Raw genomic sequence first — 15,013 nt, 5'->3', positions numbered from 1 at the left:
CGCCGCCGTGCTCCGGAGCAAGGGACCTCGCGATGAAGAAGGTCGACCTCGTCTACACGCGGATGCGCACCGAGGAGCGCATGCTCACGGACGCGCTGCGCGCGCGCGGCTGCACCGTGGAGACACACGCGGACTCCGACATGGTGCTCTCGCTGAGCCGGGAGCGCTGGAAGGACGGCGGCACGGTGGTGATGCGCGGCATGTCCTTCACCCGCGCGCGCTACCTCGCCGCCATCCTGGAGGTGAAGGGCTCGCGGGTGCTCAACACCGCGCGCGCCATCGCCACGTGCGGGGACAAGGCGCTCACCACGCTGGCGCTGGCGGAGCAGGACATCCCCATGCCCTGGTCCTTCCTCGGCTTCGAGCAGGACGCCTGCGTCGCGGAGATGGACCGGCGCGGCTATCCGTGCGTGACGAAGCCCGTGCTCGGCTCGTGGGGCCGCATGGTCGCGCGCGTGGACGGCACCCACGCGGCCGAGGGGATGATGTCCATGCGCTTCGAGATGGGCGGCGCGCAGGAGCATGTCGCGCTCGTGCAGCAGTACATCGACAAGCCGGGCTACGACTTGCGCGTCTACGTCATCGGAGAAGCCGTGGGCGGCATGCGCCGGCGCTCCGAGCACTGGGTGACGAACACCGCCCGAGGCGCCGTGCCCGAGCGCTACGAAGTCCCCGCCCCCCATGCCCGGCTCGCCGAGCGCGCCGCCCGTGCCGTGGGTGGGGAGATGGTGGCCGTGGACCTGCTGGAGACGCGAGAGGGCGAGGTGATGGTGAATGAAATCAACCACTGCGTGGAGTTCGCGCGGAGCATCGAGTCCACCCGCATCCCGCTCCCGGAGCTGATGGCGGACTACATCCTGGGGGCCACGCGATGACGCGCATCGCGGTGCTCGGAGCGGGCGGCTACGCCGGGGGCGAGGTGCTCCGCCTGCTGCTCGCCCACCCGGCGGTGGAGCTGGTCCAGGCCACGTCCGAGCAGCACGCGGGCAAGCGGCTCGACTTCCCTCATCCGCACCTGCGCGGACAGAGCACGCTGCGCTTCTCGCCCCACGACGCGCTGGAGCCGTGCGACGTGCTGGTCACCTGCATGCCGTCGGGCGAGCTCATCCGCCGCTGGCCCCAGGTGAGCCCTCGCGCGGGACGCATCATCGACCTGAGCGCGGACTTCCGCCTGGAGGCCGCGGAGCACGCGCGCTGGTATCCCCGCGCGCCCCGCTCCGTCGAGCTCCCCCGGTTCGTCTACGGACTTCCGGAGTGGACTCGCGACACGCTCCAGGGAGCGCGCTACGTCGCGGTGCCAGGGTGCATGGCGCATGCGGCGCTCCTCGCGCTGCTGCCACTGGCTCGCGCGGGGCTCGTCCGCCCCGAGGTGGTCGTCGACGCGAAGACGGGCTCCTCCGGCGGAGGCGCGACTGCGGACCGGTCCTCGCATCACCCCGAGCGGGCCTCCGCCCTGCGCTGCTACCGGCCGGTGGGCCATCGACACACGGGCGAAATCGAGTCCGCCACCGAGCACCTCGCGGGCATGCGCCCCATCGTCCACTTCAGCGCGACGGCGGTGCCCAGCGTGCGCGGGGTGCTGGCCACGGTGCACGCCTTCGCCGCCCGTCCGCTGGAGGACGCAGCCGAGCCGCTGCGCGTGCTCGCCACCACGTACCGCGAGCACCCCTTCGTCCACCTCCTGCGCGCCAACGCGAGCGCGTCCCCCTTCCCCGAGCCCGCGCCGCTGGCGGGCACCAACCACTGCGAGCTGGCGGTGGACGTGGACGCGGAGCGCGGACGCATCGTGGTGAACGCCGCGCTGGACAACCTGGTGAAGGGCGCCGCGGGGACAGCCATCCACGCGCTCAACCTGATGCTGGGCAGACCCGAAACGGAGGGCCTCGGCTTCCGCGGCCTCCACCCCCTCTGACGCGAACGCGCGAAAGGCTCCCTCCATGAGCACGCTCACCGTCCTCTACATCACCGGCTGGTGCCGCAGCGGGAGCACCATCATCGGCAACGTGCTCAACGAGGTGGCGGGCTGCTTCCACACCGGCGAGCTGAGCTTCCTGTGGAAGAACGCCTACGGGAACGGCTCCAACACCTTGTGCGGCTGCGGCGCCCACCTGGTGCAGTGCCCGCTCTGGTCCAAGGTGCTGGAGCAGGACCTGTCCCCGGGCGAGTCTCCACAGGCCCACGCCGCGCGTGTCGTGCGACGGCAGCGGGCCACCGTGCGCACCCGGCACACGTGGCGCGTGCTCCGGCAGGAGAACCCCTCGACCGAGCTGTATGAGCATGCGCGGCTGCTCGCGCGGACGTACCGCACCATCGCCGACGCGACGGGGAGCCACATCATCATCGACAGCGGCAAGTTCCCCTCGGAGGCGGCGCTGCTGCCGCATGTGGACGGCATCACCCCGTACTACCTGCACCTGGTGAGAGACCCTCGCGCCGTCGCGCACTCGTGGACGAAGACGAAGCAGTACGTCGTCCCCATGTCCGCCGCGCTCAGCACCGCGTACTGGTTCGGCTTCAACGTGGCCTCGGAGCTCGTCACGCGCCGCTACCCGGAGCGCTCGCTGTTCCTGCGCTACGAGGACTTCATCGCCGCCCCGGCGGCCACGGTGGACTCGCTCCTGGAGCTCATCCAGGTGGAGCGCTCGGCCAATCCCGTGCGGGGCCGCACCGTGGAGCTGGGCCGCAACCACACCGTCACGGGGAATCCGGACCGGTTCCTCAGCGGCACCACGCTGCTGCGGCCGGGTGACGATGCGTGGCGCAAGGACCTGGTGCCTCGGGTGAAGGCCCTGGTGTCCACGCTCGCGTGGCCGCTGACGGGCCGCTATCACTACCGAGGGCCTCCGCCCCCCGCGCCCGCTGCCCCGGGGCCGGAGCCCGTCGTGAACGCTGGAGACTCCAGGAGGGAGACACTTGGAACTGGGACTCGCCAATAAGGTCGCGCTCGTCGCGGGAGGCTCCAGCGGACTGGGGCTCGCCGTCGCCGAGGAGCTGGTGAAGGAAGGGGCGCACGTCGCGATTGCCGCGCGCGACGCGGACCGCCTCGCGCGCGCGGAGCAACACCTGCGCTCGCTGTCTCGCGGAGGCAAGGTGCTGACCTCTCGCGTGGACCTGCGGGAGCACAGCGCTTCTCGCGCGTGGGTGGAGGAGGTCGCTGGGAAGCTGGGCGGACCGCACATCGTCGTCACGAACAGCGCGGGCCCGCCGCCGGGGCCGGCGACCCAGTTCGACATCATGGCGTATCAGGAGGCCGTCGACACGGTGATGCTGCCCGCCATCAACCTGGCGCTGGCCTCATTGCCGTTCATGAAGGCCGGACAGTGGGGACGGCTGCTGTTCATCACCTCGGAGACGGTGGTGCGCCCCGTGGCGCGGTTCGCGCTGTCCGGCATGTCGCGGCTGGGCATCGTCGGCTTCTCGGCCGCGCTGGTGCAGGAGCTGGGGGACTGCGGCATCACCGTCAACGTGCTCGCGCCGGGCTACACGCGGACCCCTCCGGTGGAGCGCACGGCGGGCGCCAAGGCGGGGGACGTGGAGGCGGGGCTTCGCGCCATGGCGGCGCACATCCCGATGCGCCGCGTGGGTCGCCCGGAGGAGTTCGCGGCGGCGGCGGCGTTCCTCGCGAGCGAGCGCGCTTCGTTCATCACCGGCACGGTGCAGTTGGTGGACGGTGGTGCGAGCGTGGTCGGATGAGCACGTTGCCTCGGGGCAGCGCGCCGCTGGTGGTGAAGATTGGCGGCGCGGCCGGCGTGGACCTGGACAACGTCTGCGCCGACGTGGCGGAGCTGCGTCGGCGGGGCGAGCAGGTGGTGGTGGTGAATGGGGGCTCGGAGGCGGGGGATTCGCTCCTGGCCTCGCTGGGGATGGAGCGCCCCGAGGCGCTGACGGCGTCGGGTAACGTGGTGCGGCTCACGAATGAGGCCGCGCTGCGGGTGCTGACGATGGCGTGGGTGGGGGATGTGAACAAGCGCGCGGTGCTCGCGCTGCTCGCGCGGGGCGTGGAGGCGCTGGGGCTGTGTGGCGCGGATGGACGGGTGCTCGTGGCTCGGCGCCGGCCCCCCCTGAAGCTCCAGGAGGGAGCGCGCACTCGCATCGACCGGAGTCACCTCGCGGGGGAGATCACGGAGGTGAACACGCGGCTGTTGCGCGTGCTGCTGGAGGCGGGGCAGACGCCGGTCCTCTGCCCTCCGGCCGTGACGGAGGAAGGGGTGTTGGTGAACGTGGATGCGGACCAGGTGGCCGCGTCCATCGCCTCGGCGTTGGGGGCGCGGGCGCTGGTGATGCTCTCCAACGTGGCGGGGCTGCTGGAGGACCCGGCCGACCCCACCACCCTCATCCGCGCGAGCGATGACGTGGAGCGGGTGATGGGCTTCGCGAAGGGGCGCATGCGGTACAAGCTGGAGGCCGCGCGCCGGGCGCTCGCGGGAGGCGTTCCTTCCGCCTACGTCACCGCGTCCCGCATCGAGCGCCCCGTGCTGTCCGCGCTCGCGAACGAGGCCGGCACACAACTGACGTCTCCTCGGAAGGTGGCCCATGCGGGCGCGTGAGCAGAGCGCGGAGCTCTTGCGGTGGATGTTGGAGCACTACAGCCCGAGCCATCACGAGGCGGTCTTCTCCCGCGCCCTCGTGCAGCGACTGGAGCACCGGGGCTGGCGTGCCCACGTGGACGAAGCAGGCAACACCGTGGCCAGCCTCGGTGACGGCGACACGTGCGTCGCGCTGCTCGGCCACATCGACACGGTCCCTGGCGAAATCCCCGTGCGGCTCGACGGCACGCGCCTCTTCGGCCGTGGCGCCGTCGACGCGAAGGGCGCCCTCGCCGCCTTCATCGAGGCCGTGGAGCTGCTCGAGGACTCCGAGCGCGCCGGCAAGCGCTTCCTGCTCCTCGGCTGCGTCGAGGAGGAGGTCGCCATCACCCGAGGCGCCTTCCACGCACGCGACCACCACCGACCCGACTTCGTCATCAACGGCGAGCCCAGCGGCGCTCACGCCATCACCGTCGGCTACAAGGGACTCGTCCGCCTGGAGCTCGAGTACCGCGCCGCGCGCCGCCACACCGCCAGCCGTGGCTACCGCGCCCCGGCCGAGCGCCTCGTCGACTCGTGGAACGCCCTGCGCCGCCGCTGCGATGAGCGCAACACCGGCGCCTCCCTCTTCGAGCAGGACATCCCCGCCCTGCTCTCCTTCCACACCGGCACCGACGAAGACACCGAGTGGGCCACCGCCCAGCTCAACGTCCGCACCGGCCCCACCACCGAGGTGGACACCCTTGTCTCCTGCCTCTCCAGCGTCCCCGACGTCCGCGTGAAGACCGTGTCCGCCAAGCAGGCCGTCTCCACCGACGGAAACGACCCGCTCACCCGCGCCTTCAAGCAGTCCATCCGAGAGCGAGGCGCACGCCCCACCCTTCGCGTCAAGGCCGGCACCTCCGACTGGAACACCGTGGCCAGCACCTGGAACGTGCCCACCGTCGCCTACGGCCCCGGGGACTCGTCCCTGGACCACACGCCCCACGAGCACATCGAGCTGCCCGAGTACGAAGAAGGCGTCGCCGTGCTGGCCCGCGTCCTGGCCCTGCTCCCCGCCGCCAACCGCTCGCGCTGAGCCCGCGTCAGGTGCTCGCGACCGCCACGCCTCGCGCGCGTCGCAGCCGAACCATCAGCACCACGCCCAGGAACAACACCGCCGCGCCCGCCGTCGTGGGCCTCACGCCCACGCGGTCCGCGAGCGCCCCCTGCGCCCAGACGCCGAACGAGTACCCCACGTTGATCAACAACATCGCGAGGCTGCTCACCCGCCCCTGGAGCTCCCGAGGCGTGCGCTCCTGGCAGCGCGTGTTCAGCCCGGCAATCAGCACCAGATAGAACGCGCCCACCACGAACATCGTCCCCATCGCCACGGGCAACGTGGGCGACAGCCAGTACATCGCCGTCACCGGCCCCATCACCACCATCGCGATGTCCAGCACCCGCTCCCGTCCCCAGCGCGCGGACAGGGGCCCCACCAACCCCGAGGCCAACAGCGCCCCCAGCCCCTGCATCGAGATGAGCATCGACGCGGCGGAGGCCCCCGCCCCCAACACCTGGAGCGCGAACACCGGCACCAGCGCGATGAAGGGCGAGATGAAGATGGCGACCATGAACAACCCCAGCATCGCGCCCCAGATCACCGCGTCGCCGCGCGCCATGCGCACGCCCGCGGAGAGCTGACTCCAGAAGCCCTCCTGCGTCGCGGGCCGCGCGACCTGCGCCTCCGACTTCACCTGCGCCACCGCCAGCAGCACCGCGCCGAACGACACCGCATTGGCCAGGAGCACCCAGGCCACGCCCCCCATGGCCAGTCCCCACGCGGCCACCACCGGCCCCAGGATGCGCCCCAGGTTGAACTGCGCGGACGTGAGCGTCAGCGCGCTGTGCAGGTCCTCCTTCGGCACCAGCCCCGCGAGCAGCGCGGTGAAGCCCGGCCCCGAGACGACGTGCACACAGCCGTTGAGGAAGGAGATGACCGCCACGGCCTCCACCGTGAGCCGGCCGTTGAAGGCCAGCGCGGCCAGCACGCCCGCGAGCAGCGCCTGCGCCAGCGCGCACACCGCGATGTACACGCGCCGGTCGAAGCGGTCCGCCAGCGCGCCGCCCAGCGGGGAGAGGATGAGCGAAGGCAGGTACGTGAGCGCCGCGACCCCGCCCGTCCACTCCGCGCGGCCCGTCATCTCGGTGACGAAGACCCCCAGCGCGAGCACCTCCATCCAGGTGCCGACGTTGGAGACCAGCGCCCCCAACCACATGGCGACGAACTCACGATGACGGAAGGCTCGGAACGACGAGAGGGACTCAGCGGACGCGGTGGTCACGAGGACTGTTGTTGTAACAGCCCCTCATTCCGCGCGCACACCCACTCCGTCACACGAGCTCCGACTTGGGCTGACGCGTCATCAGGTCCACCACCGCCGACTTCGCGTTCTTGCCCTCGTAGGCAATCAGATACACCTGCTGGCAGATGGGCAGCTCCACGCCCGTCTTGAGCGACAGGTCCCGCGCGCTGCGCGCCGTCTTCACGCCCTCCGCGACCTCCTTCATCTGGGAAAGGATGTCCTCCAACTTCCGGCCCTTGCCCAGCTCCATGCCCACGTGACGGTTGCGGCTCAACTCGCCCGTACACGTCAGCACCAGGTCGCCCATGCCGGACAGGCCCGACAGCGTCAGGGGGTTGGCGCCCTTGCGCACCGCCAGCCGGGTGATTTCCGCCAGGCCGCGGGTGATGATGGCCGCGCGGGCGTTGTGGCCCATGCCCAGGCCGTCCGCCATGCCCGCGGCGATGGCGATGACGTTCTTCAGCGCGCCGCCGTACTGCACGCCCACCACGTCCGTGGACGTGTAGCTGCGGAAGGTCTCCGTCTGGAGCGCCTTCTGGCAGCGCACCGCCACCTTGTCCCAGTGCGACGCGATGGTCACCACCGTGGGCATGCGCCGCGCCAGCTCCTTGGCGAAGCTGGGGCCGGACAGCACGGCGATGTACGGGTGGAAGGACTCCGGCAGGCAGTCCTCCAACAGCTCCGTCATCGTCAGCAGCGTCTCGTTCTCGATGCCCTTGGACACCGTGACGATGGGCACGTGGCTGGGCAGGAAGTCCTTGGCGCGGGCCAGCACCTCGCGCGTGGCGTGGCTGGGCGTGGCCAGCACCACCAACTCCGAGCCCGTCAGCGCCTCCTCCAGGTCCTTGGTGGCGCGCACGCGCTCGGAGATGGGGATGCCCGGCAGGTAGGTGGGGTTCTCATGCCGGGTGTTGATGGAGTCCACCACCGACTGCTCGCGACCCCAGAGGCGGACCTCGTCGCAGTTGGCCGCCAGCACGTTCGCCAGGGCCGTACCGAAAGAGCCGGAGCCGATGACACTGCCTCGCATGGAAGACCTCGCTCAGGAGAGATGAAGAGATGGGCACTGCCGCGCCGACGGCCCAGGCATCTAGAGACCGGTGACGATGCCGACGGAAACCACCGGCATGAAGTCCGCGTCGACGGAGCGACCGCGCACGTCGCCCCCCGCGGAGACAAAGTAGGACGTTCTCTCGCTCAGCGGCATCTCCGCGCCCACGCGGAACGTCCACGCGCTGGCCGACACCTGGTCGGGCGGCAGTCCTCCCAGCGGCGTGCGCTGGGTGGGCTCCGTGTCCACCGTCAGCAGGTAGCGCGTGTCCACGAACATCCGCTTGGCGCGGTGGCCCTCGAACTGGAAGGAGCCCACCAGGCCCGGCATGACGTTCCAGTTGCGCCGTCCCGTCACGTAGCGCGCGCCCCGCTCCTCCGCGCGGGCCGACCGCAGGAAGAACGCGTGGCTGGCCTCCATCACCACGCCCAGGCTCCACCGGGGACCGCCGTCCAGCACGCTCCAGCGCCAGCCCAGCCGGGCCTCGTTCATCAGGCCATAGAGGCTGTCGAACCCCAGCAGCACGTCGAACCGGGACGTCACCCCCACGGCGGCGCGCGCCGACAGCGTGGGAAAGCCCAGCGAGAACCCCACCGCCACCCCGCCCGCCCCCACCGTGCGAGCCCCCAGCAGGCTCACCCGGTTGGGCACGGGGGCCGGCGTGGGTGCGGGCGGCCCGGGTGGGGGCTTGGGGCGCTTGCCTCCGCTCGGCTGCACGTCCTCCACCGGCACGAGCGGCGGGCGGTCGGAGACCTCCGGCAACGGAACGGTGACAGCGCCCGGAGGGGGCTCCGAGGGGCGTCCGGGGAACTCGGTCCACACGGCCTCGTCCGGAGCCTGGTTCCGTCGAGGCGCCTCCACCGGAGGGGTGGCGGCGGCCGGCGCGGCAGGCGCGGCCACGGGGGCCTGGGCCCAGGCGGGCGGCCCCAGCACGAGGGCGAGTGGCACCAATAGGAAGCGGACGGGGGGCATGAACGCGCCCGCCAGCTTAGTCCACGGCGAGGGGAGGACACGAGCCATGCCCGTCCCCCACCCACCGTGTTGCCGGCGGGAAACGTCTCCGCGACACCGCCTCACCGGTCTACCATCCGCCCCGCGCCAGGGATGGGCGGGCGCCCGAGGAGGGACCACCAGATGAGGGCAGGCGGAGGGCGCGCGGCGCTGTGGGTGACACTGGCCCTGGGACTCGCATGCCGGTCGCGCACGGCGGAGCCAGCGCCGGACGCGGGCGCCGCGCGGGCGCCCGTCACCCAAGAGACACTTCCGGCGTGCGAGGTGCTGCTCCCCGCCGACGTGCGAGAGGCGATGCTGCCCGGCTTCACGATGAAGCAGGAGCGCACGTGTCCGACCTGCGGCCCGTTGTGCATCTTCCGCTCCGCCTCCGAGAAAGACGTCACCGTGTCGGTGACCTGGGACTGCCGGCCGCACTACGCCCAGGCGGACCCGCACGCGCTGCTGGCCCCGTCACTCCAGACGGGCGGCGAGGAGATTCCCGCGCTCGGCCGCGCCGCCGCGCGCCGCTCCCCCGCGCAGGGCATGTTGCAGGTGATGACGTGGGACGACGACACGCCCTGCGCGCTCGTCGTCACCTGGCTGGGCGGAGAGCCGGAACAGGCCCTGGACGTGGCCCGCGCCGCGCTCACCGCCACGCGCCCGGACGTGCTCCAGCTCGGGGCCCCCGCGGCGCCCACGCCTCCTCCGGACGCGGGCACCCCGTGAGCCCGCGTCACAGCGTGCGCAGGTAGTCCACCAGGTCGTCGATCTCCGCGTCCGTCAGCTCCGCCGTGGAGCCGTGCGCGGTGGACTGCCGGCGCTCCGTCAGCCGCCCCTTCAGCGACTTCGCGCTGCCGTCGTGCAGGTAGGGCGCGGTCCGCGCGAGGCCCAGGAGCGACGGCGTGTTCAGCCCCTTCTCACGGACCTCCTTCGTGTCCTGGAGGACTCCGTCGGTGATGAAGGTGCCCACGTGGGCCTGCTGGTTGTTGGTGAGGTGCTCACCCGCGTGGCACTTGTCGCAGCCGGCCTTCTTGAAGACCTCCGCGCCGCGCGCCTGCGACAGCGTGGGGGCGGCGCCCACGTAGGGATTGTCCGGCGCGGGAATCACGTCGATGAAGGCGGCCAGCTGCGTCACCAGCGTGGCGTCCAGCACCCCGCCGCCCATGCGGCTGGTCACCGTCGCGTCGAGGAAGTCCTTCAGCGTGGGGAACTCCCCGCTCCAGTGGAACGGCGCCGTCCGCGTCACGTCGCGCCCCGCGAGGCTGGGCGTCTGACGCGGCCCATCCGGGAAGCCCCACACGTGGCCGTCCTCGCGGCCATCCAGGTGACAGGACTCGCAGGACACGGACACATCCCGGCTCGTCATCCGCGAGTCCAGCGCGGAGTAGAACAGCTTGCGGCCCACGGCCTGCTGGGGCGACAGCGTGTCCCCCGCGACGGAGAGCGGCGAGCCCTCCGTGCGCACATTGGTCCGCGCCCCCGAGCCGTCATTCACCAGCGTCGTCACCGAGTGGTCGAAGGCGTTGTGGACGTACGCCTTGCGCCCATCCCGCGTCAGCGCGATGCCGCTGGGGCCCGAGCCCACGCGCACCACCTGCCTCACGGCGCTGCCCCGCGTGGTCTCCAGGTCATCCCCCGTGCGGCGGCCCGTGGGGAGGATGGCCACGTTGTCCGTCTCGCGGTGCACCACGAAGAGCCACTCACCCGACGGGTCCACCACCGCCGCCACGGGCCCCTGGAGCGGGTGCGTGTTCTCCGTGCTGACCAGGGTGGAGGCGGGGAAGTCCGGCACCTCTCCGAACGAGGGGCGGCACTTGTTCAGGTCATCCACCCGAGGCGAGCCATCCTCCGTCTTGAAGGTGACGAGCCCCGGCACCACGACGCCCGACGCGTTGCATGGGCCTCCGCCGCCATAGAGCGACTCACCGCGCGCCGGGCCCGACCTGGCCAGCGGGTCCTCGCGAGACCACCGCACGGGCGCGAAGGCGTGCTGGCCGTCGGGGGACACCACCACGTCCGCCATGCCTCGGGGACGGAAGGAGGTGGGCGAGACCACCGGATCACCGAGGATGGCGCCCCGCTCCTCGTTGGCCCGGGCATACAGGTCCGTGTGCTCGCGCTGGAGGCGCGGCTGATGCGCGTCCGCCAGGTCCACCGTCACCAGGTCCCCCTGGCGGAACAGGCTGATGAGCGCGCGGCGCCCGCCGTCCACCAGCGCGATGCCGCGAGGCTCATCCCCCACCGCCAGTTCCCAGCGAAGCTCCAGCGTGCGCGTGTCCACGGCCATCAGCGTGCCGTGCTCGGTGGAGGTCCGCGCGGTGCTGTTCACCACGAAGAGCGTGTCGCCCTTGGGGGAGACGGCCATGCCCATGGGCTCCACGCCCACCGTCACGCGCGCCGCCTCGTTCCAGTCGCCCCGGCGGATGACGGAGACGCTGCGCTCCCCGCGGTTGGAGACGTAGACGGTGTCGTCGGGCCCCACCACCACGCGCTCCGGGCCCACGCCCACCTTCACCTCGCCCACCTTCTCGCCGCGCGCGGTCTCCACGACCGAGAGCACGCCGTTGTCCGCGTCCACCACGTACAGGAACGCGTCATCCCGGCTGAGCGCCACCGTGCCCGAGGAATTGCTCCACCCTCCGTCGGTCGACCGGTCCTCGCACGCCGAAAGTCCCAGCAGCGCCGCCGCCACCCCGGCCAGAACGTGCCGTCTCATGAAGTCTCCTCCCGCGCGTCCCCAGCGAGAATGTCGCTCGCCACGCTCATCACCGGGAATGCCGCGCCGTGTCGCGGAGGGGAAATGGCGCCCGGCCCAGGTCGCTCGCCTCCCCCGCGAGCCCGCCATGCTTGCACCAGCGGGCCCCAGAAGTCGATGCCCTCTCCCACCTCGGGTGCGGGTGGCGGACAGTCGAGCGGGGGCCCCGGGACGAAACGCCACGAGCGTGTTGCCCCGGGTGAGGGTAAATGAGGGAGACGTGTCGCGTCCCTCCTCGGTCATCCTCAGCTTCCGGCGCACCTTCGCGCTGCTCATCGTCCTGGTGGTGCTGCCATCCGCGGGCCTGTCCGGCTTCGGCGTGGTGGCCATCATCAACGAGCGCGCGGCGGTGGAGAAGCGGCTGGAGTCGGCCTGGCGAGGGACGCTGGAGACGCTGTCCCAGGAGTTGCCCCGGCAGCTGGCCTCCGCCCGGCTCGAGGAGGAAGGCGGCAGGCTGAACCTGGTCGCCACCGACGGACGCATCCTCTCCGAGCCGCACGGCACCTTCCAGCTGGAGGGCGGACGGGTGCTCACCGAGGACCCCGCGCTGGCGGAGACCTTGACCGCGGTGCTGCCGGAGGCTGGCGCGCTCCCCGAGTCCCCCACCGTCTTCTCGCTGTCCTCCGCGGGGCGCACCGTGGTGGTGGTGACGCAGCGCCAGGGCACCGTCGTGCGCGGCGTCCGGCTGTCCGTCCGCGCCCTGGAGATGCTGCTGGCGGAGCGTGTGGAGCCTCGCGCGGTGTCCAGCGAGCCGGTGCGAATCGGCCTCCTGGCCGTGCCGCGCGAGACGGTGGAGAGCGGGCTCGTGGGCAAGCTGGTGTCGGAGGTGGCGCAGGCCCGCGCCAGTGCCCTGGGTCCGCAGGGACTGGCCGAGCGCGTGCTGTCCCCTCCGCTCCAGGACTACCGGCTGGTGGTGCTGCCCACCGGCGAGGACCCCGTGGCGCGGGCCTCCACGCGCAACCGCGCCGTGTACGGCGTGCTGCTGGGCCTGTTCTATCTGACGCTGACGTTCGGCGTCGTCTACACGGGCCGCGTGCTCTACCGCGAGGCGCGGCTGTCGCGCATGAAGACGGACTTCGTCTCGCTGGTGAGCCACGAGCTGCGCACGCCGCTGACGTCCATCCGCATGTTCATCGAGATGCTCGCGCTGGGCCGGCTCAAGGACCCGGCGCAGATGCAGGAGATCCTCACGATGCTGACGCGGGAGACGGAGCGGCTGTCCATCTTCATCGAGCGCGTGCTGGACTGGTCCCGCATCGAGGGCGGCCGCAAGGTGTATCAGCGCGAGGCCCTGCCCGTGTCCGACGTGGTGGACACGGCGGTGGCCGCCTTCCGCACCCAGCGCATGGACAGCACCGTGGACCTGAAGGTCGACGTGGCGGAGGGGCTGCCTCGGGTGGACGTGGACAAGGACTCGGTCGCCGGGGCGCTGCTCAACCTGCTGCAGAACGCCTACAAGTACAGCGGGCCGCAGGACCGGCGCATCACCCTGAGCGCGAGCCAGGCGGGGCGGTGGATTGACCTGTCGGTGGAGGACAACGGAGTGGGAATCGCGCCGAAGGAACGCAAGCGCATCTTCGAGCGCTTCTATCGGGTGGACAATCTGATGACCCGGACGACGGAGGGCAGTGGGCTGGGGCTGGCCATCGCCCGGAGAATCGTCGAGGCTCACGGAGGACGCATCTCCGTGAAGAGCGAGCCCGGCCGCGGCAGCCGGTTCACCATCCAACTGCCGGTACGGAAGTCATGAGCGAAGCGACCCGGCGCATCCTGGTGGTCGAGGACGACCTGTCCATCCTCGCGGGCCTGTCCATGAACCTGCGCTTCGAGGGCTACGAGGTGCTCCAGGCCCAGGACGGACGCACGGGCCTCCAGCGCGCGCTGGATGACGCCCCGGACCTGATGGTGCTGGACCTGATGCTGCCCGAGCTCAACGGCTACGAGGTGCTCAAGGAGCTGCGCCAGCGCGGCCGCGACACGCCCGTGGTGGTGCTGTCCGCCAAGGGGATGGAGACGGACAAGATTCTCGGCCTCAACCTGGGCGCGGATGACTACGTCGTGAAGCCCTTCGGGCTCCAGGAGCTCCTGGCGCGCATCAAGGCCGTGCTGCGCCGCCGCTACCCGACGCAAGGGGGCGCGCCGCCGGTGACGTTCGGCGACGTGCGCGTGGACATGAACTCACGCACGGTGGCGCGCGGGGGGACGCCCGTGGAGCTCACCGCGCAGGAGTTCAAGCTGCTGGCGCACTTCCTCACGCATCCGGACCGCACCTTCACCCGCGAGGAGCTGCTGTCCGGCGCCTGGGGCTACCACTACGAGGGCAGCGCGCGCACCGTGGACAACTTCATGCGCCAGCTGCGCCTCAAGTTCGAGCCGAACCCGGAGGAGCCGCGCCACTTCGTCACCGTGCGCGGCCTGGGCTACCGCTTCGAGAAGTGAGCCCTCACGGCCCGGCGACGCCGATGTGCCGTGAGTCCTCCAAATCGAAGGGCTTGCCGTCGAAGCGGCCGTAGCGCTCGCGCGGGGTGAAGCCCGCGGCGGTGAGGGCCGCGTCCAGCTCCTCCGGCGAGAAGTGCCGCAGCTTGAGGCGGCGGATGGGGCTGGGCACTCCAGGCTGCTTGCGCTCGCGCAGGTGGAGGGCGAACAGGGGCCGGCGCGGCTCCAGCCCCGCGTTGGGCTCCTCGTCATCGCGCGGCAGCACCGGCTCGCGCGGCGTGTTGAGCACGTCGTAGACAAAGGTGCCGTCCGGCGTGAGGTGGTGGCGCACCGTCGCCAGGAGCGCCTCCAGGTCATCGTTGCCGGGCATCAACCCCAGCGCGTGCTGCGGGGCCAGCACCAGCGGGAAGCGGTCCGGCAGCCGCAGCGAGCGCAGGTCCGCGACGAGGAAGCGGGCGCGGTTGGAGACCTCCAGGGCTTCCGAGGCGCGGCGCTCCTCGGCGGAGCGAATCATCACCTCCGACGGGTCCACGCCCACGGCGGTGTAGCCGTGCTCGGCCAGGGCCCAGACCACCCGGCCGTTGGCGGCGCCCAGGACCAACACCGGCGCGCCGTGCTCGGCCGCCTGGCGTGTGTAGAAAAGAAGGTCCGGCTCCTGGCCCACCAATGACAGCGGTGTGCGACCGCGTGCGTCGTTCCCACCCATTTCAGGAAGCCACTAGCACGAATGGGGGGTCCTCCGGGACAGCGACTTGCCCAGACAGGGCACCGCGCTTCCCACCCCCTGTCGAGGAGCGGACGGAGTCGCCCATGGAGCGCCAACGAATCCTGGCATCGGCCTTGCGACTGAGGGGGCTTGGACGGTTGCCCATCCAGGGCGGCCAGGCATTCGTGGGGTGAGCGGAAT

14 protein-coding genes are annotated in these 15,013 nt (G+C 71.5%); 9 read left to right on the top strand and 5 right to left on the bottom strand.

Annotated features, from left to right (window positions below; genetic code table 11):
* The first annotated feature begins 32 nt into the window (after positions 1–32).
* From MYSTI_RS06800 to MYSTI_RS06775, 6 genes are read left to right on the top strand one after another with little or no spacing between them, the layout of a single operon-like run.
* Positions 33–875 (top strand): RimK family alpha-L-glutamate ligase, encoded by an 843-nt coding sequence (locus MYSTI_RS06800; RefSeq protein WP_015346979.1) that lies wholly within the window; start codon positions 33–35, stop codon positions 873–875.
* Positions 872–1,912 carry an N-acetyl-gamma-glutamyl-phosphate reductase gene (gene argC, locus MYSTI_RS06795; RefSeq protein ID WP_015346978.1) on the top strand — a complete coding sequence of 347 codons (1,041 nt, stop codon included), beginning with the start codon at positions 872–874 and terminating at the stop codon, positions 1,910–1,912. Before MYSTI_RS06800 ends, argC begins: the two co-directional genes overlap by 4 nt.
* A gap of 25 nt (positions 1,913–1,937) precedes the next feature.
* Positions 1,938–2,936 (top strand): sulfotransferase, encoded by a 999-nt coding sequence (locus MYSTI_RS06790; protein WP_015346977.1) that lies wholly within the window; start codon positions 1,938–1,940, stop codon positions 2,934–2,936.
* Positions 2,914–3,693 (top strand): SDR family oxidoreductase, encoded by a 780-nt coding sequence (locus MYSTI_RS06785; RefSeq protein ID WP_015346976.1) that lies wholly within the window; start codon positions 2,914–2,916, stop codon positions 3,691–3,693. Before MYSTI_RS06790 ends, MYSTI_RS06785 begins: the two co-directional genes overlap by 23 nt.
* Positions 3,690–4,547: a [LysW]-aminoadipate kinase gene (locus MYSTI_RS06780; protein ID WP_015346975.1), complete on the top strand. Its 858-nt coding sequence runs from the start codon at positions 3,690–3,692 to the stop codon at positions 4,545–4,547. The genes MYSTI_RS06785 and MYSTI_RS06780 overlap by 4 nt, the downstream gene beginning before the upstream one ends.
* Positions 4,534–5,604: a M20/M25/M40 family metallo-hydrolase gene (locus MYSTI_RS06775; RefSeq protein WP_015346974.1), complete on the top strand. Its 1,071-nt coding sequence runs from the start codon at positions 4,534–4,536 to the stop codon at positions 5,602–5,604. The genes MYSTI_RS06780 and MYSTI_RS06775 overlap by 14 nt, the downstream gene beginning before the upstream one ends.
* Before the next feature lie 7 nt (positions 5,605–5,611).
* Here MYSTI_RS06775 and MYSTI_RS06770 read toward each other — a convergent pair whose 3' ends face one another.
* From MYSTI_RS06770 to MYSTI_RS06760, 3 genes are read right to left on the bottom strand one after another with little or no spacing between them, the layout of a single operon-like run.
* A complete protein-coding gene (locus MYSTI_RS06770; RefSeq protein ID WP_044279148.1) occupies positions 5,612–6,850 on the bottom strand; it encodes an MFS transporter in 1,239 nt (412 codons plus the stop codon).
* A 49-nt stretch (positions 6,851–6,899) separates the two neighbouring features.
* Entirely contained in the window at positions 6,900–7,901 is a 1,002-nt protein-coding gene (locus MYSTI_RS06765; protein ID WP_015346972.1) for an NAD(P)H-dependent glycerol-3-phosphate dehydrogenase, read from the bottom strand.
* Positions 7,902–7,961: 60 nt separating this feature from the next.
* On the bottom strand, positions 7,962–8,942 hold the full coding sequence (locus MYSTI_RS06760) for a hypothetical protein (RefSeq protein ID WP_015346971.1): 981 nt from the start codon (positions 8,940–8,942) through the stop codon (positions 7,962–7,964).
* Between the two features lie 114 nt (positions 8,943–9,056).
* On the opposite strand from MYSTI_RS06760, the gene MYSTI_RS06755 reads away from it, so the two are divergent.
* Entirely contained in the window at positions 9,057–9,641 is a 585-nt protein-coding gene (locus tag MYSTI_RS06755) for a hypothetical protein (protein WP_015346970.1), read from the top strand.
* Between the two features lie 7 nt (positions 9,642–9,648).
* Here the strand turns inward: MYSTI_RS06755 and MYSTI_RS06750 are convergent, their stop codons facing one another.
* Entirely contained in the window at positions 9,649–11,631 is a 1,983-nt protein-coding gene (locus MYSTI_RS06750; protein ID WP_015346969.1) for a c-type cytochrome, read from the bottom strand.
* A 259-nt stretch (positions 11,632–11,890) separates the two neighbouring features.
* Between MYSTI_RS06750 and MYSTI_RS06745 the strand changes: the two genes are divergently transcribed.
* Together MYSTI_RS06745 and MYSTI_RS06740 are read left to right on the top strand one after the other, a co-directional pair.
* A complete protein-coding gene (locus tag MYSTI_RS06745; protein ID WP_015346968.1) occupies positions 11,891–13,420 on the top strand; it encodes a sensor histidine kinase in 1,530 nt (509 codons plus the stop codon).
* Positions 13,417–14,109, top strand: coding sequence for a response regulator transcription factor (locus tag MYSTI_RS06740; RefSeq protein WP_015346967.1), 693 nt, complete (start codon positions 13,417–13,419; stop codon positions 14,107–14,109). The genes MYSTI_RS06745 and MYSTI_RS06740 overlap by 4 nt, the downstream gene beginning before the upstream one ends.
* Before the next feature lie 4 nt (positions 14,110–14,113).
* Here MYSTI_RS06740 and MYSTI_RS06735 read toward each other — a convergent pair whose 3' ends face one another.
* A complete protein-coding gene (locus MYSTI_RS06735; protein WP_015346966.1) occupies positions 14,114–14,812 on the bottom strand; it encodes a class I SAM-dependent methyltransferase in 699 nt (232 codons plus the stop codon).
* Between the last annotated feature and the right edge of the window lie 201 nt (positions 14,813–15,013).

The sequence above is a fragment of the Myxococcus stipitatus DSM 14675 genome (assembly GCF_000331735.1).
GTDB lineage: Bacteria > Myxococcota > Myxococcia > Myxococcales > Myxococcaceae > Myxococcus > Myxococcus stipitatus.
Note: the sequence above shows the minus strand (reverse complement) of the source record. Positions and strands in the feature narration are given on the sequence as shown.

What these genes read in the sequence shown, in the direction of transcription:
- MYSTI_RS06800 (WP_015346979.1), top strand. Translation starts at nt 33, where the DNA reads ATGAAGAAGGTCGACCTCGTCTACACGCGGATGCGCACCGAGGAGCGC.
- argC (WP_015346978.1), top strand. Translation starts at nt 872, where the DNA reads ATGACGCGCATCGCGGTGCTCGGAGCGGGCGGCTACGCCGGGGGCGAG.
- MYSTI_RS06790 (WP_015346977.1), top strand. Translation starts at nt 1,938, where the DNA reads ATGAGCACGCTCACCGTCCTCTACATCACCGGCTGGTGCCGCAGCGGG.
- MYSTI_RS06780 (WP_015346975.1), top strand. Translation starts at nt 3,690, where the DNA reads ATGAGCACGTTGCCTCGGGGCAGCGCGCCGCTGGTGGTGAAGATTGGC.
- MYSTI_RS06775 (WP_015346974.1), top strand. Translation starts at nt 4,534, where the DNA reads ATGCGGGCGCGTGAGCAGAGCGCGGAGCTCTTGCGGTGGATGTTGGAG.
- MYSTI_RS06765 (WP_015346972.1), bottom strand. Translation starts at nt 7,901, where the DNA reads ATGCGAGGCAGTGTCATCGGCTCCGGCTCTTTCGGTACGGCCCTGGCG.
- MYSTI_RS06760 (WP_015346971.1), bottom strand. Translation starts at nt 8,942, where the DNA reads ATGGCTCGTGTCCTCCCCTCGCCGTGGACTAAGCTGGCGGGCGCGTTC.
- MYSTI_RS06755 (WP_015346970.1), top strand. Translation starts at nt 9,057, where the DNA reads ATGAGGGCAGGCGGAGGGCGCGCGGCGCTGTGGGTGACACTGGCCCTG.
- MYSTI_RS06750 (WP_015346969.1), bottom strand. Translation starts at nt 11,631, where the DNA reads ATGAGACGGCACGTTCTGGCCGGGGTGGCGGCGGCGCTGCTGGGACTT.
- MYSTI_RS06740 (WP_015346967.1), top strand. Translation starts at nt 13,417, where the DNA reads ATGAGCGAAGCGACCCGGCGCATCCTGGTGGTCGAGGACGACCTGTCC.
- MYSTI_RS06735 (WP_015346966.1), bottom strand. Translation starts at nt 14,812, where the DNA reads ATGGGTGGGAACGACGCACGCGGTCGCACACCGCTGTCATTGGTGGGC.